Source organism: Anaerofustis sp. NSJ-163 (genome assembly GCF_024135845.1).
In the GTDB taxonomy this organism is placed as follows: domain Bacteria; phylum Bacillota; class Clostridia; order Eubacteriales; family Anaerofustaceae; genus Anaerofustis; species Anaerofustis butyriciformans.
On sequence record NZ_JAMYJV010000007.1, the window covers coordinates 90,479 to 110,911 of the forward strand.

Consider the following 20,433-nt stretch of genomic DNA (forward strand, 5'->3'; position numbering starts at 1 on the left):
TTTATATCTCTTTTTTTAATATCACCGCTGAAGCTGCGATTATAAAAGTATATATTACACAAAAGAAAAAAACTGATGTAATACTATATGAAAAAGGTAAAAAATTGCTTAGGGCAAATGTAGTTATTTCGCCTCTTAAAAATATGAAACTTAATATATAAGAAATAATAGCCGATATGCTTCCAATAATTATTTTTGAAATGATATATTTTAATGCGTTTAAATCTGTATTTACAATAAAAGATATACATTGCATATTTGCACATAATCCCCCAAATGATAAAAGGAATGTAATTGATGAAATTATTATTGGTAGAGGGAGAATATTAATGGAGCTTAATAATTTAATTCCGTTTGTCATTTCAATTAGCCCCTTTATAAAAGCGGATAAAAATATATGTAACTTAAATGGAAGATATTCATTAAATAAAATAGTATTGTCAATTAAATTTATTACAAGAGAAAAAAACATTATATATCCCATTACGCTTAAAAGAGTGTTTAGGGAATTGGTAATACTGTCGGAAAAAATTTTCCCTATATTATAATGTTTTTTATAATTTGAATGTGAAATATTTATTTTTGTTTCTTTATCATATTTAAAAAATATTTTAGCGTATATAAATAAAGCCGAGTATATGCTTATCAGCATTATAACTGCACTAACTGGTAAATTTAAAAAGATACTACACACAGTTCCTATTACAAATATTGGTCCTGGGGTAGAGCATATTGATATTAGTTTTGAGGCTTGTGGTTTTGTAAGTTTATTATTAAGATACATATCACAAACAGATTTGCTTCCTATTGGATATCCGCAAATAATACTTGTAATTAAAGGATAAGCTCCTATTCCACTTGTTTTAAAAAATTTAGTCATAAAAGGGGAAAATATTTTTGCCATATATTTTGCATAATCAAGTTTGAAAAACATATTTGAAATAACTAAAAAAGGAAATAATGAGGGCAGTACTCCGTTAAAAAAGAGTATTGCCCCGTCTTTTATTGCATTCACTGCATTTTTTGTATTTAAAATTAAATATAATAATAAAATAATTAAAATAATAAAATATAAAATTCTTTGTTTTTTCATATTTTATTTATATGCTATCTATTAAGATAAAATGCCTGCTTGTAAAAATCCAGATTGAATTTATCTAAATTAATATTATATATATTGTCTGCCTTAATATTTTTTTCAATTATTTCTCTGTCTGTTTCATTTAGTTTATATATATCTTTATTTAGATTATTAAATATCTGAATTCCATTTTGTTTTATCTCTTTTAAAAGAGTTCTTCCTTTGTTATCAAATGCAAGAACTTTGATATAACCGGGAGTATGATGTTTATATTTATCAAATTCTTTTTTTTGATAATTTGTAAGAATATGAATTAAAATTCTTCTTATTCTGTTTTTTGTATATCTTTTGGTAGATATTAAATTTATAAAACTTTCAACATCATTTGAAAGAAAAATATTATTGTATATTCTGTTGTTTAGTCCTATTTCTACATCAGCATAATTATATAAGTCATCTTTGTCCATTGACATAATTATGCTTTTTAAAGTAAAGAAATAATCTTCCAATATCTTAACATGAGGAATATTATTATAAGTTTTTATTGCATTAATTGGAACATAGTCGCTGATGTCTTCACCTTTTAGAATTTTTTCCCTTATACCGTAAGCACTTAAAAAACTGTCTAAACTATCTGTGCTTTTGTAAGAAGAGGTTCTTTTAATTGGATAAGGAATTATCAATGAATTAAGACTTATAAGTTCTTTAATATATTCTAATGCCAATATATTATTGGGCTGTTTTATAAAAGAAATATCTTTATTTAAAAGTTTATTTAATGCTTCTTGCTTTGATTCAATATAAGATTTTCCTTTTGATAAATTATCTTTTAATATTTCTTTAAATACATCGCTTTCTTTGAGTAAAATCTTTGCAATTTGAATTGTTTCTATAAGTTTTGAGTTGTCTTCCATTCCAAAACAAAGATAATTTATTATTCCGAAGCTGTTTAATATTCTTACTGCAGAGGAAGCAAAAATTTCTGCCGTTGTGCAAGCATAAACAAAAGGCAGCTCTATAACAAGATTAGCACCGTTTTTTACTGCCATTTCAGCTTTTTTGTATTTATCGATGATGGATAATTCTCCTCTTTGGGTGAAGTTTCCACTCATTATACAAACTACGTTGTCGGCATTAAGATTTTCTTTTATTTTTTCTATTTGATATTTATGTCCGTTATGAAACGGGTTGTATTCAGCTATTATTCCTGCTGTTTTCATTTTATACCTCTGTGATTATGTTTTTACTTAAAAAGTATAGATAACTATGAGAGACTTTTTTATTCATTAATGTAGTTATTGCCTTTTTATAATAATTTATTTGAAGTTTATATTCTTTAATAAGCGTTTCTTTTTCTTTATCTGTTTTAAAATAGTTGGTTTTATAATCAACTAAAATCATATTTCCATTTTCATCTTCAAATGTAAGGTCAATAATTCCTTGAACTAATACATCTTCATCGCTTTCTACCCATTTGTCAGAAATATCTTTTGCAGGTATCGCAAGGTTAAAAGGAAGTTCTCTATATATTTTTTTTGAGTTTAATAATTGCTTGCCTATTGCACTTTCAAAAAACTTATATACATATTCCATGTCAATACTTTCATATTCTTTTTTAGAAAGTATTTCTTCTTCTATTAATTCATTAATTTGATTATCAATATTATCTCGCAAATTATTATCTTCTTTTAATTTATTTATATCAATTGTCTCAAAAATAAAGTGAATAATAGTTCCTTTTTGTGCTGCCGATATTTCCGTTTCTTCTTTTAGGAAATCAGGTTCTTCTTTTATTGTAATTACATTATTTCCAACTTCCAAAAGTTCTGTGTTTTTTAAACTGCTTACACCTGCTTTTCTTGGAATTTTAGTATCTATAATATTTTTATACTTATAATTTAGATTTTGAATTATTAACTTACTAAAATCTTCATTTATAAATTTTTCGTTTTTTGTTGTTTTATCTTCGTTATTATTAGTGTCCGTTAATAAAATGTTTATATCATTGTTATATATTATAAAGTTTTTATCTTCAAAAACAATATTTTCTTTCGTATTAAAATGTTTATTACAAAGGATTGCTTTAACTATCCAGTCTAAGTATGTTTTAGAATTTTTTATATCTACTCTTGTTATTTCTTTAGGTATTTTTTCTAAGATATCTTCAATTTTAGCCTTTGATGTTATTATTAATTTTTCCTTTGCTCTTGTAAGGGCAACATAAAGTAAACGCATTTCTTCACTTTTTAGTTCTTGTTTTTCAAGTTCATTTACGGCAATTTTTGAAATACTGTTTATTTTTATTTTATTGTCCAAATCTATTAGGCTAGGGCAAAGTCCCAAATCTTTATTTAGAACGATATTTTCTTTTAGGTCTCTTTCATTAAAAGTCTTGCTTGTATCCATTAAAATAACTATTGGAAATTCAAGTCCTTTGCTTGCATGGATTGTAGTGAATTTTACACTGTTATCACTATTTTCATTTAAGGCTATACCTGACTCATTTCTTTCTTTTGCATAGTCCATAAATTTAATAAATCCATATAAACCTTCATTTGAAAAGTTTTCGTATTCTTTTGCTTTGGTAATAAGTGCTTTAAGGTTATTTTCTCTGATATTACCAAAGGGAAGAGCTTTTACATATTCTGTAAAAGAAGTCTTTTCATAAATATCTTCAATTAAATCACTGACAGACATATATAGACTTTTAGAGTTATATTCGTTTATTATATTTATCATATTTATTACTTTATTTTTAAGTTCTATATTGTCATTTTCTTCTTTAGTGAAATTTTCAACGCATTTATAATAATATTTTTCTTTTGAGTATAATTTTATTTCCAGTAGTTCCTCTGTGGAAAAATTAAAAATAGGACCTCTCATAACTCCAAGAAGTGACAAGTCGTCTTTAAAATTATTTATTATATTTAATAAGTCTTTAATTATTGATATTTCGTGTGTTTTGAAATATTCTGTTTCTTTTTCGCTGTTTACGGGAATTGAATATTTGTTAAATATTTCTTTTAACGGTTTTATTTTTGTATTGGCACTTCTTGCAAGAATACAAATATCAGAAAATTTTGTTTTCCTGAATTTCTTAAGTTCACTATCATATATATCTTGCTTTATTAAATTGTTTATTAACATTGCCAGGTATGTATACTCTTTTTCGTCATTTGTTAAAGGTTTATCAAAATAATCTTCATCATTTTCATTTTCTTTTAAAAAGTGAAGTTCTATTTTACTTTCTATTTCTTCATTTCTTCCCGGGATAAGCTTTTCATTTTCGTTATAGTTTATTTTACCTATCTCTTTTGACATTATTTTTGAAAATAATTCGTTGATTCCTGATATGATATTTTTATTTGTTCTAAAATTTGTATTCATATATATTATTTCGTTTATATCATTTTCTTTTTCATATCTTTCTAAACGATTTATGAATACTTCAGGTTCTGCTTGTCTAAAACGGTATATACTTTGTTTTACATCCCCTACGGTAAAAAGATTATTTTCTTTAATTATTTTTGTTATGATTGCTTCTTGTACAAGGTTAGTATCCTGGTATTCGTCTACAAAAACGAAATCAAACTTGTTTACAATTTCTTTTCTTGCATTTTCATTGTTAAGTATTTCAAGGCAGAGATGTTCAATATCATTAAATTCCAAAACACCTTTTTCCTTTTTTATTTCTTTATAGTAATAATCAAAATCAATCAAAGCTTTTTCGATTGTCTGCATTTGAGGATAAAGATTATTGTTGATTTTTAATATATCTTCAATAGAAAAAGCATATAAATTATTTATGATATTTTTTATTGTATCTTTTGCTAAATTCCTTTTTTGTGTTATTTCATTTTTTATTTGGGGATCGAGTTTGTTTGTTCCTACAATTCTTGCTCTAAATATATCACCCATTTTTAAGCTGAAAACTTTGTTGGAATTACCTTCAAAATCTCTTTTTAAAAGTTTTATATTGTTAACTTCTTCATTTAATAAGTCTATTAATTTTTCATTTGCTTTGTAAAATTTTGCTTTTTCCAAGGCTTCATTTAGTAGATTAAAAGAAAGTTCAATTCCGTCATAAGCTTCTTCTTTAATTATTTTAAAGGCAAGACTTTCTTTAAGCTCTTCTTCGTTTTGATTGAAAAATTCTACTTTTTCATGAAGCCATTTAAAAGGAGATGGTCTATTGTATATAAAAGTATATATGTTTTTTAATTGTTCCTTAAAATAGTCTTCATTTGTACGTGAAAAAGAATAATTTAATGAGGTTTGAATGAACTGTTCATCATTGTTTTCATATCTATCATTAAACAGTTTTTCAAAAGCTTCATCCATAAGCATGTCTACATTTGTATCCGTTATTATTTGAAAAGATGGGTCTATTTCTACAATATGGTAATATTCTCTTATAATATTTATACATAGAGAATGAAGGGTACTGATATTTGCACTTTCTAAATTTGAAATTTGTTCAAATAAAAACTTTTTGTCGCTTTTTTCTTCTTTTAATTTTTCATAAAGAAGTTTTCTTATTTTCTCTTTCATTCCGTTTGCAGCGGCATTGGTAAAAGTTACTACAAGAAATTTATTAATGTCGATTTTATTTTCAAGCATTAATCTTATTATTCTGTTTGTTAAAATTGCAGTTTTACCACAGCCTGCCCCTGCGCTTACAAGGAGGTTTTTTCCGTCGTTATTTATTGCTTTATATTGACTTTCAGTCCATTTCATTTTCACTTTCCTCCTTTATAAGTTTTAATATGTCTTCTGCTTTTGCTTTTGGTAGTTCATTAAATTTATTATCTTTAAAGCAAGTATCAAAATGACATATATTTTCATATTTACAATATTCGCATGGTGTTTCATTTGCTTTCTTATATGGAGTTATTGATATTTTACCATTTATAATATTATCGGAAATTTCTTTTGCTAAATTCGTAGCATGATTTATTAAGTTTGATAAATCTTCTTTTGGAATAACTTTATTTCTTTTGCTTTTAAGTTTCTTTACTATTCCGTTGTTTTCATCATCGTCAATATTATTTAATATATCCGTATTATCAATAACAACTCCGTCAATTTGGTTTTCTTCTGCTTTATCTATTAATGTTTTTAAATCCTCTGAATTTTTTACGTTTGTTATTTCAGGTGAGATTCTAAAATATAATGCACCGGCAGGTTCGCTATTATTATTTAATGTTGTTGCTGCAAGGTATATTGGAAGCTGCATATTTATTCCATAATAACTCTTTGAGAAATCGAATGTTTCTCCTTTTGTTTTATAGTCTATTACCTTTACATATTCTCCCTCATCAGAATTATAAGTATCTATTCTGTCTATTTTCCCTTTAATGCTTACAATGTTGTTTTCTTTTGTTATAAAGTTTAAAGAGTTTTCTTTATCTTCTCCGAATTCACTTTCGCATTTTGAAATGTGAAAATTGCTTCTTCTTAACTGTGTAACTATATTTGAAAGGGCATAGGAAGAATTTCTAAGAAGTTTCTTCTTAAAATAAGCGCTGTTTACAATTTGTTTTACTTTCCCTTTTGAATATTTTTCTGTTACTTCTTTAGTTATTTCTTTTGTTAAATCATTAAGTTCTTTTGAAGTAATTTTGTTTACGTCAACTTCGTTATTTATTATTTTATTTGAAAAAACGTATATAATCTCATGTAAGATATTTCCTATATCCGGGCTGTTTAATTCAAGTTTTTTTCGTTCAATTGGGGAGATTATATATGAAATAAAATAACTGAAAGGACATTTTGCATAAGTTTCAAGCTGGCTTATGCTGGTTATCATTTTGCCGTTATATATTTCATTAATAAGTTTCTTATTAGAAATTTCTGAGTTGTTGCTAAAGTTTATAGCGCTTTCCATTATGTCAATATAATTTTTTCCCAAGTTATCATTTTTATAAATATCATAAACTTCTTCCCAAAGATTATTCACTTCGTTGTTTTCGCTTTTATTAATTTTATTATTTATTAAATGTTTAAATGTAGCATCAAAATTTGATATTAAACTTAAATTATCATCTAAATTATCTTTATTAAAAGTTTTTGTTCTAATGTTTGGCATAATGTTTTTTATTCGCATTATAATAGAACTTTCGGTCAATTCATCACCGGAAGGAGAAAGTATAGGATAAGAAAAATAAATGTGTTTTTGTGTTTTTAAAATCAACGATGTCAAAAAGTATTTTTCTTCCTGTTGTTTATATTCATTTGTACTTCTTATTTCTACTCCGCTTTCTATTATTTGAAGTTTTTCCTTGTTAGAAAAAATACCTCCTGATTGGGCAAAGTTTGTTGGGAGTATGCCGTCATTTACACCTAGAATAAAAAGATATTTTATGTCGCTGCTTCTGGAACGTGATAAAGTAGCGATATTTACGCTGTCTATGGTTGATGGGATTATACCTATTTTTAATGCTTTAAATCCGCTTTCCATTATTTTTGCATATTCTTTTAAGCTTAGTTTTTCTTCGCCAAGGAAGTTATAAAGCTGTTCAAATATATTTATTATGCTGTTATAAATTTGTGCGTATTTATTTGCATTTGTATAGTCATCTTTTTCTTCAAAGTTTTTTACTATTCTTTTTATTTTTTCATCTAATCCAAAATCTTTTAAGAATTTATAAAATACAGTAGTTGTTTCTTTTACATTTTTAGTATTTTTAAAGTTTTCTTTTAAAGTTATAAGAGGTAAAATAAATGCATCTTTTTTCTCATTCAAATAATCTAAATTATAGTCATTGAACTTATTGTTTCTTTTAAAGTCTTTAAGCCACATTGTTCCTTTTATGCCAAATTCCAAAGCATAATTTTCAAAGGTTTCGATGTCGTCTTTTGATAAATCTGTAAGCCCTGTTTTTAAAAAAGAAATTATATCGTTCGTTTGGAAGTTACTGCTTATTATATTTAATATTTTTATTATTCCTCTTAATATATTTGTGTCTATTACATTTGATGTATTGTCTAAGAAGTAATTTATTTTATATTTATTGAAAACTTCACTTATGACATTTTTATATGTTTCGTAATCTGAAGGCAAAACTTGTATGTCTCTATATAAAGCATTTTCCTCTTTTATAAGCTTTAAGATATTTATTGCTGTATTTTCAACTTCTTCGTATAGACTTGAGGCTTTAAAAATTTCAATATTTGTTACTTTGTCTTTATATTCCTTTGTGTCATATGAAAAAATATTATCCGCAAGGAATTTTAAATCTTTTTCTTTTTCTTCTTCATTTTGCGTTTGAATATTAAATTCTTCACTACATTTATCTGCAAGTTTATGTAACTTATATATTGTATTTTCTACTATTTTATAAGCAGGGGAGCTTTTTCTTTTTATATCATCTTTTGCGGTAAATAAAAAAGTTTGATTAATTTCCCTTTTGCTTATGGCTTCTATAAGAGAATAAATGTTTTTATCGAAAGATTCAAAGCCAAAGTAGTAAATTTCGCTGTTATCCAAAAATCTTGCTTTATCTAAATTTTGGCTTGCATGAAATGTTAAATCGTCAGCGTCCCAAAAATCAGTGCCTAAAAAGTTATTATATCTTTCATAGATTTTATGAATATCATGAGTCTTTTTGTATAAGAAATTGTTGTTATTTTCTTCATCTGAAAATTTATCCGGGCTTAAATCTTCACCGGTTACATTGTTTTTCGTAAGTTCAGAAAAAAGCTCGCATACATTTTCGTTAAAAGATGCATTATTTGTAAGTCTGTTAAAGCATATAAGTTCTTCTTTTAATTCATTTAAAATAAAGCTAAGCACCATACTTTTTCCGCTTTCGTCTAAGGTTTTTGGCACTTCGCTTTTTGTTTTTGTAAGTATTCTGTTTGAAAGTCTTTTAATGCTTAAAACTTCAATATCAATAAGCCCTTTTGCTGTTAATTTATCTGTAAGCATTCGTTCTGCTTCTACTGTAAATTGTTCCGGAACTAAAAAGAGAATTTTGTTTATTTCATTATTCTCTTTTAAAGTTCTCCTAATATCTTTGCTGGCTTTGAAAAAGGCTTTTTCTTCAATGTAACTGGTTATAATATTAATCATTTTATTTATTAATCATCCTCAAATAATTTTATTTTTTCAAGTTTGTCTATGTTTATTTTTAATCTTTTTATATATGAAACGAATTCTAAAATATCTGCTGTTGTATAAAGAGATTTATAGCTTTCTTTTGTTTTGTTTAAGAAATCATAGTCTTCCAAATATTTTTTTACATTTCTTACCATTTGTTCCGCAGGGTCTAAAAGAGTAAGGTTTTTATATATTTCGTTTATTTCACTTTCTATTATTGGGAAATGTGAACAGCCTAAAATTAATTTTGATACATTTTTGTTTTGATCTACTATTGGCTGTATACATTCTTTTATAAGTTCATTAAGTAAGGGTTTATTTTCGATTTGAGAGTCTATTACCTTTGGAAGTCTTGTTGAGTCGTTTGATATAATTTTAATATTTTCGTTTACTTTATGAATTTCTTTATTATATGATCCGCTTTCTACAGTAGCTTTTGTTGCAATAAGCCCGATTAAATTATCATTTTCTTCTTCGCATTTTTTTAACGCGTATTCGCTTCCTGCTTTAACAATACTAAATAAAGGCACATTTGCATTAAGACTTTTAATATGAGATGAAATAGTATTGCAGGCAAGTAAAACAGCTTTTACATGATGTTTTTCAAGAAAAGCTATCATTGCATTTGCATATTTAATTATGTCTTCTTTGTTTTTGTTTCCATAAGGCATTCTTTTTGTATCGCCTATGTAAATTATATTTTCATTAGGTAGGAGTTTTTCTGTTTGTTTGAAAACGGTAAGTCCTCCCACTCCACTGTCTAAAATACCTATTGGTAGATTATTACTCATTAAAATTGACCTCTTTTTATAATAAATTTGAATTACTGTGATTATTCTATCATAAAAAACATAACATTAAAACAAGATAATTGAAGGAGAAGCCTATGAAGTTATGTTATATGCTGGATATTGATAAGTATGAGGAAAAAATTCCTTGTTCTAAGTGGAATAATCTGTATGAAAGGTTGTATCAAATGATTTTTAAACAAAGGAGAGTAAAAGGTCCTTTTTTAATTAAAGACGGTTCCTTTAAAGTTGTGGGGAGTGTTTTCTTGGTGGATTTTAATAATTTCATATCAAATAGGAATTTAAGATTAATAAATAATTATTTTGATAATGAAGAGGGGTTTATATGTCTTCCGAGAGATTTTAATGTAAAATATTTTTCAATGTGCAATATTCCATATATTCATGATGAAGATATATATTTTATTGCTTTCTTTTTAAAATTAAAAAAAATGGTAAAAGATGCACAAAAAATACAGGTTGGGGTTTGTTTGGATAAAAATACAAATTATGAATATATAAAGATGATTTGTGAATATTTTTCACTTGTAATATTTTTTGTTAATAATCCTTATATTGGGGAAAATATTGCAAGTAATATTTTAAAAGATACGGGAAGCAGTATATATGTAAGTAAAAGTATATCTTCAATGAAAAAATGTGACTATATATTTGATTTAAGTAAAGAGATGTTAAGCGATAAAATAAATCATATAGAATGTAAAAATTATATTTCATTATATAAAAAGAATGAATATATAGATTGTAAGAGGATAATTAACGATGTAAAAATTATTCCAAGTGGTTTTAATATTCAAAATATAGATATTGATTATTTTGATTTATCCTTTGTAAAAGGTCTTATATTATTAGAAAATAATATAAACGACAAAAAAGATATATTAAATATTAATTTAGAGGAATTTTTACATAAAAAATCTTTAAAAATGCGGTTTTTTAATGGGTTTAAGCTCTTGACATGATTAATTTGAGTTATTATAATAAGTCCATTAGTATAAATGAAAAATATAGTTAAGAGGTAGTTTTGATGACTGGTAAAGAAGTAATCTTATCAAAAGAAGGATATAAAGAATTAGAAGAAAGATTAAATTACTTAAAGGACGAAAAAAGACATGAAGTTGCTTTGAAAATCAAAGCAGCCAGAGAATTCGGGGATTTAAGTGAAAATGCTGAATATGATGAAGCAAAACAAGAACAAGGATTTATTGAAGGCGAAATAAGAGAAATTGAATATAAATTAAAACATGCGTTAATTTTTGATGATGAAACAAAAACAAAAGATGTTGTTTCTCTTGGAAGCAAAGTAAAAGTTTATGATACTGATTTTGATGAAGAAGTTGAATATATTATTGTAGGAAGTGAAGAAGTAGACTTAGACAACAATAAGATTTCAAATGAATCTCCTATTGGAAATGCTCTTTTAGGTAAAAAAGTTGGAGAAGTAGCAAAGGTTAAACTTCCTGATGGAATAGTTGATTTAAAAGTTTTAGAAGTAGAATAAGAATGGAGAGATGATAAATGAGTAGTGATTTTTATGAAAATGTTCCTGAAGTAGTTAAAGTAAAGATTGATAAATTTAAAGAACTTACAGCTCAAGGAAAATATCCTTATAAAGAATGTAGATTTGAATATAATGCATTTTGTAAAGATATTAATGAAAAGTTTGAAGAATACGACGGCAAGGAAGTAAAAATTGCAGGTCGTCTTATGTCAAAAAGAGGACAAGGTAAGGTTGGTTTTTATGATTTAATGGATTCAACTGATAAAATTCAACTTTTCATAAAAAAAGATGTTGTTGGCGAAGAAGAATATGCTTTAATTAAATCTTACGATATCGGGGATATTCTTGGAATAGACGGAGAAGTATTTAAAACTCAAAGAGGTCAAATTTCTGTTAGAGTTAAAAAGGTAACAATGCTTAGTAAATCTATTCAAGTTTTACCTGAAAAATTCCACGGACTTAAAGACCCTGAGCTTAGATATAGACAAAGATATGTTGATTTAATAATGAACCCTGAAGTAAAAGATGTTTTCTTAATGCGTTCAAAAATCGTAAAATGCATGAGAGATTTTATGGATGGAGAAGGTTTTATTGAAGTTGAAACTCCTGTTCTCGGAACGCTTGCAGGTGGTGCAAATGCAAGACCGTTTATTACTCATCATAATACTTTGGATATTCCAATGTATATGAGAATTGCTACGGAACTTCCTTTAAAAAGACTTATTGTTGGCGGATTTAACAGAGTATACGAAATAGGAAGAATTTTTAGAAACGAAGGCATGGATGCTACTCATAATCCAGAATTTACCACTATGGAATCATATCAATCATATGCAGATTTTAACGATGTAATGGAAATGATTGAAAAGATGTTTGATTACATTTCTACAAATACTGTAGGCAGTGATACAATAACATATGGAGAACATGAAATTTCTCTTAAAGCACCATTTAGAAAAGCTAAAATGGTTGATTTAGTAACAGAAGCAACAGGTGTTGATTTTGATAAAATAACAGATATTGAAGTGGCAAGAGCAGAAGCAAAAAAATTAAATGTTGAACCTGAACCTGACTGGGGTATAGGTAAAATTATAGAAGAGTTGTTTGAAGAACATTGTGAAGCAAACTTAATTCAACCTACATTTGTAACACATCATCCGGTTGAAATTTCTCCACTTGCTAAAAAATGTCTTGATGATGAAAGATATACTCAAAGATTTGAATTATTTGTTGCAGGTCATGAGTATGCAAATGGATTTAGCGAACTTAACGACCCATTTGATCAAAGAGAAAGATTTGCAGCACAAATGGAAAAGAAAGCAACAGGGGATGAAGAAGCTCACCCATACGATACAGACTTTATCAATGCTCTTGAAGTTGGACTTCCTCCAACAGGCGGTGTAGGTGTTGGTGTAGACAGACTTGTAATGCTTCTTACAAATCAAAGTTCAATAAGAGATGTAATCTTATTCCCGACAATGAAACCACTTGACAGTGTAAATACTAAAGTTAGTGAATCTAATGTAGAAGTAAAAGAAGAGGATAAAAAGATTGATTTTTCAAATGTAAAAATCGAACCTCTTTTTGAAGAAATGGTAGATTTTGAAACGTTCTCAAAATCTGATTTTCGTGCCGTAAAAATCGAAAACTGCGAAGAAGTTCCAAAGAGTAAAAAACTTTTAAAATTTACTCTTAATGACGGAACAGACCGTAAACGTACAATCTTAAGCGGTATTCGTGATTATTATAAGCCTGAAGAATTAATAGGTAAAACAGCTATTGCAATAGTAAATCTTCCACCAAGAAAAATGATGGGGATTGATTCTGAAGGTATGCTTATATCAGCGGTACATGAAGAAGACGGAAAAGAAGGATTAAACTTATTAATGGTAGATGATAAAATCCCTGCAGGTGCAAAATTATATTAAGATATAAATTAAATAAGTGGGCAGCTTGGTAATACAAGCTGTCTATTTTTATAATTTAAAACGGGGAGAAAAATGAAAATAAGAAAGTATAGACCTTCAGACTGTGAAGAAGTAATAAAGTTATTTTATGATACGGTTCATAATATAAATAAAAAAGATTATACCAAAGAACAGTTAGATGTATGGGCGACGGGAAAAGAAGATTTAGAAAAGTGGAATAGTTCATTAGAGAAACATTTTACTTTGGTTGCTACTAATAATGGAATGATTGTAGGGTTTGGAGATATGGATAGAACGGGATATCTTGACCGCTTGTATGTTCATTCAAAGTATCAAGGTGTTGGGATTGGAAGTTCTATTTGTGATTTATTAGAAAAATATGTAAATGAAAAAATTGTAACTCATTCCTCAATTACAGCAAAAACATTCTTTGAAAAAAGAGGGTATAAGGTTGTGAAAAAACAACAAATAAACAGGCAGGGAATTATTCTTGTTAATTATGTTATGGAAAAGTAATTTTATTTATAAATTTTATGGGGTCATATATTTATATATAATCAATTTTAGCAACAAACAGTTGCTTGTTAGAAGATTGTATTAATATTATAATGCTTTTAAAGGTGGAGGTTATTAATATGGATACAAAAGATATTATTTATAAACTTAGAAAAGAAAAAGGAATGTCTCAAGAAGAACTTGCAAATAAGGTGTATGTTACAAGACAGGCAGTATCTCGTTGGGAAATGGGAGAAACTCTGCCTAATACTGAAACACTAAAATTATTATCAAATGTTTTTAATGTTTCAATTAATACTCTTTTAGGTTCTCCTATAAAACTAATTTGTCAGTGCTGTGGTATGCCTCTTGATGATTCTATAATAAGTAAAGAACCAAATGGTGAATTTAACGAAGAGTATTGTAAATGGTGTTATAATGAAGGGGAATTTACTTATCATAATATTGATGAGCTTATCGATTTTTGTGTAGAGCATATGTACATAGAAAACTATACTAAGGAGGAAGTTAGGGCTTATATGATTGATTTGCTTCCTAAACTAAATTATTGGAGAGATATAGATAAATAATATTTTAGAAATAGATGTTTTGTAGTTTTAAATATAAATAATATTATTGTTTTAGCTTTGGTAAATTTACCAAAGCTTTTTTATAACATAATTGTTAAACAATTTGTTATAATAAATAAAATATTAGTATTACTTTTCTAATAAGAGGTAGTTTGAATGGCGTACAATGAACTTGTAAAAAATTTTAATCGTATTAGAGATTATATGAGAGAATTTTATGTTTATGGATTTAAAAGCCGCAAAGAGTATGATAATAAAAGTGCAAGATCTTACGATAATGAAAAAAGAAGAATAGAAAGCTGGCTTGGGGAATATATGGGCTTTAATAAAACAAAAGAAGGAAAAAATGTTTTTATATCCATAGATTCTAGGTTAGAACAACATAATCCTTTATATAAAGCATGGAAGGCAAAGAGTTTTACAAATGGAGATATTACACTTCATTTTATTTTGTTTGACATACTATATTCTAAAGATATTTCTATGTCTATAAAAGAGATTATGAAAGAAATAGATAATATTCTTATTAATTTTGATAATCCGAAATTTTTTGATGAATCAACGGTAAGGAAAAAATTAAATGAATATGTTTCTCAAGGGATAATAGTTAAAGAAAAGAAAGGTTCAGCTTTATATTATAGCCGTTCAAAAAATACTAAGTTTATGAACACTGATTGTTTGGATTATTATTCGGAAATTGCACCTTGCGGAGTTATTGGGTCCTATCTTTTGGATAAAGTTCCAAAAGATAAAAGCAAGTTTAATTTTAAACATCATTACATAACCAATACTATGGATAGCGAAATTATGGAAGAAGTTTTTTATGCAATTAGAGAAGAAAGAGAAATTAAAATTAAAACGATAAATCAAAGAAAGAAAGTAAAAAAGGAAAATGAAGTTGTTCCATTAAAAATATACATAAGCGTGCAAAACGGAAGAGAATATTTAATGTCATATTCTCTGAAAGATAAAGTAATATTTCCTTGCAGGATAGATAATATTGTCAGTGTGAAATTGGGAAATAAAAATAAACTATTTAAAGAATTAAGAAAGGAATTAGAGGAAAACAAAAAATATATATGGGGTGTAAGTACGGGAAATAAAGACAGTAACACTCTAGAACATGTTGAATTTACAATAAAATATAATGATGATGAATTTTTTATTCCAAAGCGTTTGGAAAGAGAAAAGAGATGTGGAAAAATCGAAGAAATAGGTGATAATAAATTAAAATTTAGCGCAGATGTTTATGATAGTATGGAACTTGTGCCATGGATAAGAACTTTTATTTGCAGAATAGAATATATAAGTTTTTCAAATAAAAAAATAGAGAAACAGTTTAAAGAGGATATAGAAAAAATGTATCAAATGTATGAAATTGAGGTAAAAAATGATTTTTAGCGAGTTATATGGTGTGTATTATTCCACAATGGCAAAGATTATTGAAAAAGCCATAAAAAATCCATTAAATAAACAGGATATTGAAAAGATAATTAAAGAAAATGCTTTTGATGAAAGTGTTATGAATATTATAAAAGCAATAGAAGAAGAGCAGTGGAACCTAATAAAAAAAGACGGTACCACGCCTTTAAAACATAAACCTACTCTTCCTCTTACAACACTTCAAAAAATGTGGTTAAAATCAATATTTTTAGACTCCAGAATAAAGCTGTTTATTGATGATATTCCAAAATTAGATGATATTGAACCTTTATTTTTGAAGGAAGATATATATTTTTTTGATAGGTATTTGGATGCTGATAATTATGAAGATAAAAAATATATAAAGAATTTTAGATTGATAATGGATGCAATAGAAAATTCTTATCCATTAAAAATTAATATGAAAAATAAAAAGGATAAAGAGGTAAATGTTGTTTTTCTCCCTAAGAGTCTAGAATACTCTAAAAAGGATGATAAATTTAGAGTTGTGGGTATAAATAAAAAACATACAAGCAGGATAAATTTAGGAAGAATAATTTCTTTGGAGAGATATGAGGGAAATTTTGATTTTTCAAAAAGTGTGGTTATAGAAAACGAAGAATCTCAAAGATTTGTTGATTTTGAACTTATAGATGAAAGAAATGCACTTGAGAGGATAATGTTCAACTTTTCTTATTTTAAAAAGGAAGTCGTAAAGATTGAGGATAAACTCTATAAAGTCAGAATGTTTTATGATAAAAGTGATGAAACGGAAATATTAATAGAAATACTATCTTTTGGAACAATGATAAAAGTTACTGGTCCTGATCATTTTATTAATATAATAAAGGATAGATTATTAAAACAAAAAAGTTGCGATATTTAATAGTTCGCAACTTTTTTTCCATGATATGGGAATTTTATAATGCTAAAATAAGCTTGTAGTTAAGATATTTAGAAATAATAAATATAAAACTTTTAAAGATACGCACAGCAAAGTTGAGATTATGTATAGCTAGTTAAGTAGCACATACTTCATAGGTATGGTCTGCCCGGTGAAAGCCCGAGTGCGTAAAAAGAACTTGTATCTTGTAAAAGGCACTTACAGCAATGATGGTTTATATATAGAAATAAGCTCAAATTTAAGTGCCTTGTTTCCCATTATAAAAAAATAAGCAAAGGAGGTAGTTTTTATGTGGGCATATTTAAAAAGAGAAAATAAATTAAATAATACTTTTACAGAAAATGGAGCAAAAACATATAGTACAACAGGCTCTTATTGTTTAGATTTATTTTCTTCTGTTGGTGCAATTAGAAATAATAGTGAAAATGATATAGTGAATAGATTTATTCGTGCATTTTATGAAAATGATAATCTTGCAATGAAACTGCTATTCTTTGCAAGGGATATAAGGGGAGGTTTAGGAGAAAGAAGAGTTTTTCGTACTATTTTAAGATGGCTTGCTTATAATAAACCTGAAATAGTAGAAAAGAATTTAAAATATATAGCAGAATACGGTCGCTATGATGATTTGTTCTGCTTGATAGATACACCTGTACAAGACGCTATGGCTTGTTATGTAAAAATTCAATTAGATAAAGATTATGAAGCTATGATAAAAGGGGAAAATGTATCTCTTTTGGCAAAATGGATGCCTTCTATTAATACTTCAAGTAGAGTAGCTGTAAAAAATGGAAAATTTTTTGCAAAATCTTTAGGGTTAAGTTATGCAAATTATAGAAAGAGACTTTCTAAGCTTCGTAATTATATACATATAGTCGAAAATAATCTAAGACAAAAGGATTACTCTTTTGATTATGAGAAACTTCCTTCAAGAGCAATGTATAAATACAGACATGCATTTATTAGAAATGACCGTTCAAGGTATTTTGCTTATTTAAACAATGTTTCTAAAGGAGAAGCTAAAATTAATGTTTCTAATATTATGCCATATGAAATGGTGGAACCTTATTTACGTGAGTGGCAATTATATTTTTCAAACAACAACGATGTAAAAGAAGAGGATAAGATAGCTTTTAATACAATGTGGGAAGCATTGCCTAATTACGTAGGTGATGAAAATACAATCGCTGTTGTGGATACTTCCGGTTCTATGTATTATGATCAAAAGCCAATGCCAGCTTCAGTTGCATTGTCCTTGGGATTATACTTTGCACAGCATAATAAGGGTATATTTAAAGGTAAATTTATTGAGTTTTCAAAAAAACCTGAGCTTATAGATATTAAAGGGGATACTTTCTTTGAACAGTTTAGATATATTGCTTCATTTAATGAGATTGCAAATACTAATATTGATGCAGTATTTGATTTGATTTTAAATGCAGCTGTTAAAAATCATATTAAGCAAGAAGAACTTCCTAAGAGACTTATTATTATTTCCGATATGGAGTTTGATATGTGTGTTGAAGGGGCTCAAATATCAAATTTTGAAAGAGCAAAGAGGAAGTATGAATCTTATGGTTATAAACTTCCAGAGATTGTATTTTGGAATGTTGCCAGCAGATATGGGCATCAAGCGGTTAGCGCAAATGAACAGGGGGTAATTCTTGTATCCGGATTTTCTCCAAATATCTTTAAGATGGTAGCAGAGGGTAGCTGTGAACCTTATAACTTTATGATAGATGTTTTAATGTCAAAAAGGTATGAGGATATTTCAGCGTAGAGGGATTATAGAAAAGACAACTAAAATTGGTTGTCTTTTTTTATTAAATAGGTTCCTATATTTTTATTAACAATAAAATTTGTGATAAAATAAATATATTCATTGAGATTAAAACTAAAAGGAGCTTAAAAATGATAAAAGTTTTATCTGTTGAAAATATGAGGAAAAGCGATGCTTATACAATAGAAAAATATATTTCAAGTAAGGAACTTATGTATAAAGCAGGGGTAGGAGTATTTAAAAGCGTAAAATGGAAAGGTAGTGTTGCCGTTGTATGCGGCAGTGGCAATAACGCAGGAGACGGATATGTTATAGCAAGTTTATTACATGAAAACAATATTCCTTGTACTATATTTTTAATAAAAGAAAAGTTTTCAGAAGATGGGAAGTTTTATTTTGATAAATGTGTTGAAGCAGGGATAAAAGTAGAAATATGCAGTGAGGAAACTACCTTTGAAAATTATGATATGATAGTTGACTGTATGCTTGGCACAGGTTTTAGAGGAGATGTTAGAGGTTTAGCAGGTATGATTATCCATGAAATCAATAAAAGCGGTGCATATGTTGTGTCAGTGGATATAAATAGTGGTCTAAACGGAGATAGTGGTATGAGTTCGTTATGTGTTGCATCTGATTTAACTGTTTCCATTGGGGGTTATAAATTAGGACACTTTTTAAATATGGCAAAAGACGTAATAAAAAATAAAGTGAACTGTGATATTGGAATAAAACCTGTTGATGAACCTTATTATTTAATTGAAAAAAACGATTTAAAAGAAATTTTTAAGGAAAGAAAAAATTATTCAAATAAAGGCAGTTATGGATATATTGCATTAATAGGTGGATGTAAGAAATACAGCGGAGCAATAAGACTTGCGTGTATGGCTAATGCAGCTATGCGCTCAGGTGCAGGCGTTGTAAAAATAGGGTTGCCTGATAGTATAAGCTCTGATGTAACATCTCATATTTTAGAAAGCACTCTTTATCCTTTGAAAGATAAAAACGGAGAAATAGAATTTGATAAAAAAGAAATTGACGGACTCATTAAAGGAGTAAAGCTCGTTGCTTTTGGAATGGGGGTAGGGTTAAGTGATGAAACTTATAAGGTGTTAAAATATATTTTAGAAAATTATGATGGCAAACTTGTTATTGATGCAGACGGATTAACTATGCTTTCAAAGATGGATGAAAATATATTTGAAAAAACAAAGTGTAAATTAATTCTGACTCCTCATATAAAAGAATTTTCACGTTTAACCGGTCTTACCATAGATGAAATACTTGAAAATCCATTGAAAATAGCAATGAATTATGCAAGGGAAAAAGGTGTAATTTTGTTATTAAAAGGACCTAGTACTATTATAACAAATGGTGAAAAAGCATATATAACAGATAGAGGTTGTGTAGGAATGGCTACTGCAGGAAGTGGTGATGTGTTATCTGGTATAATTTCCGCAGTGTGCGCATATAATGATGATTTATTGCTTTCTACAGCAGGCGCTTCATATATAAACGGTAGAGCCGGAGAATTGGCACAGGAAAAAATAAATTCTATAAGCATGATTGCTAGCGATACAGTAAATAACATTGCCGAAGCGATAAGTGAAATAATAAAATAAAGGTATATAATTCTTTAAAATGTAAATAATGTAAACTGTAAGAGTCAAGTATTAATAATAATTGTAAAAAAAACTGCAAAAAAGTGTAAAAAAGGTATTGACAGTTAAGGAATAAAGTGATAATATAACAAAGCTGTTTCGAGCGGATAGCTGGATAAGCATACGAGAAGAAGTCAATGAAAAAAAATGACAAAAAAAGTTAA

General features: G+C 27.3%; 14 protein-coding genes. 9 read left to right on the top strand and 5 right to left on the bottom strand.

Going from position 1 to position 20,433, the window contains the following annotated elements; genetic code table 11:
* Position 1: 1 nt before the first annotated feature.
* Genes M6G78_RS09875 through murI form a run of 5 tightly spaced genes read right to left on the bottom strand, consistent with a single transcriptional unit; the run spans position 2 to position 9,973 of the window.
* Positions 2-1,093 carry a hypothetical protein gene (locus tag M6G78_RS09875; protein ID WP_253230283.1) on the bottom strand — a complete coding sequence of 364 codons (1,092 nt, stop codon included), beginning with the start codon at positions 1,091-1,093 and terminating at the stop codon, positions 2-4.
* A gap of 14 nt (positions 1,094-1,107) precedes the next feature.
* The gene (locus M6G78_RS09880; RefSeq protein WP_253230284.1) at positions 1,108-2,301 is read right to left on the bottom strand and encodes a nucleotidyltransferase; all 1,194 of its coding nucleotides are present in this window, start codon (positions 2,299-2,301) and stop codon (positions 1,108-1,110) included.
* Between the two features lies 1 nt (position 2,302).
* Positions 2,303-5,818: a helicase-exonuclease AddAB subunit AddA gene (gene addA, locus M6G78_RS09885; protein ID WP_253230285.1), complete on the bottom strand. Its 3,516-nt coding sequence runs from the start codon at positions 5,816-5,818 to the stop codon at positions 2,303-2,305.
* Positions 5,805-9,155 (bottom strand): PD-(D/E)XK nuclease family protein, encoded by a 3,351-nt coding sequence (locus M6G78_RS09890; protein ID WP_253230286.1) that lies wholly within the window; start codon positions 9,153-9,155, stop codon positions 5,805-5,807. The genes addA and M6G78_RS09890 overlap by 14 nt, the downstream gene beginning before the upstream one ends.
* A gap of 8 nt (positions 9,156-9,163) precedes the next feature.
* Entirely contained in the window at positions 9,164-9,973 is an 810-nt protein-coding gene (gene murI / locus M6G78_RS09895; RefSeq protein WP_253230287.1) for a glutamate racemase, read from the bottom strand.
* Positions 9,974-10,068: 95 nt separating this feature from the next.
* On the opposite strand from murI, the gene M6G78_RS09900 reads away from it, so the two are divergent.
* The 9 genes from M6G78_RS09900 (at position 10,069) to M6G78_RS09940 (ending at position 20,230) form a co-directional block, all read left to right on the top strand.
* Positions 10,069-10,953 carry a hypothetical protein gene (locus M6G78_RS09900; protein WP_253230288.1) on the top strand — a complete coding sequence of 295 codons (885 nt, stop codon included), beginning with the start codon at positions 10,069-10,071 and terminating at the stop codon, positions 10,951-10,953.
* Between the two features lie 62 nt (positions 10,954-11,015).
* On the top strand, positions 11,016-11,492 hold the full coding sequence (greA, locus tag M6G78_RS09905; protein WP_253230289.1) for a transcription elongation factor GreA: 477 nt from the start codon (positions 11,016-11,018) through the stop codon (positions 11,490-11,492).
* Positions 11,493-11,509: 17 nt separating this feature from the next.
* Positions 11,510-13,420: a lysine--tRNA ligase gene (gene lysS / locus M6G78_RS09910; protein WP_253230290.1), complete on the top strand. Its 1,911-nt coding sequence runs from the start codon at positions 11,510-11,512 to the stop codon at positions 13,418-13,420.
* A 72-nt stretch (positions 13,421-13,492) separates the two neighbouring features.
* Positions 13,493-13,936, top strand: a complete 444-nt coding sequence (locus M6G78_RS09915) for a GNAT family N-acetyltransferase (protein WP_138268030.1) — start codon at positions 13,493-13,495, stop codon at positions 13,934-13,936.
* A gap of 119 nt (positions 13,937-14,055) precedes the next feature.
* On the top strand, positions 14,056-14,505 hold the full coding sequence (locus M6G78_RS09920; protein ID WP_138268031.1) for a zinc ribbon domain-containing protein: 450 nt from the start codon (positions 14,056-14,058) through the stop codon (positions 14,503-14,505).
* Between the two features lie 156 nt (positions 14,506-14,661).
* On the top strand, positions 14,662-15,906 hold the full coding sequence (locus M6G78_RS09925; RefSeq protein ID WP_138268032.1) for a WYL domain-containing protein: 1,245 nt from the start codon (positions 14,662-14,664) through the stop codon (positions 15,904-15,906).
* Positions 15,896-16,813 (top strand): WYL domain-containing protein, encoded by a 918-nt coding sequence (locus tag M6G78_RS09930; protein WP_138268033.1) that lies wholly within the window; start codon positions 15,896-15,898, stop codon positions 16,811-16,813. The genes M6G78_RS09925 and M6G78_RS09930 overlap by 11 nt, the downstream gene beginning before the upstream one ends.
* Before the next feature lie 307 nt (positions 16,814-17,120).
* Positions 17,121-18,611, top strand: coding sequence for a DUF2828 family protein (locus tag M6G78_RS09935; RefSeq protein WP_138268034.1), 1,491 nt, complete (start codon positions 17,121-17,123; stop codon positions 18,609-18,611).
* A 131-nt stretch (positions 18,612-18,742) separates the two neighbouring features.
* Positions 18,743-20,230: an NAD(P)H-hydrate dehydratase gene (locus M6G78_RS09940; RefSeq protein ID WP_138268035.1), complete on the top strand. Its 1,488-nt coding sequence runs from the start codon at positions 18,743-18,745 to the stop codon at positions 20,228-20,230.
* The last annotated feature ends 203 nt before the right edge of the window (positions 20,231-20,433 follow it).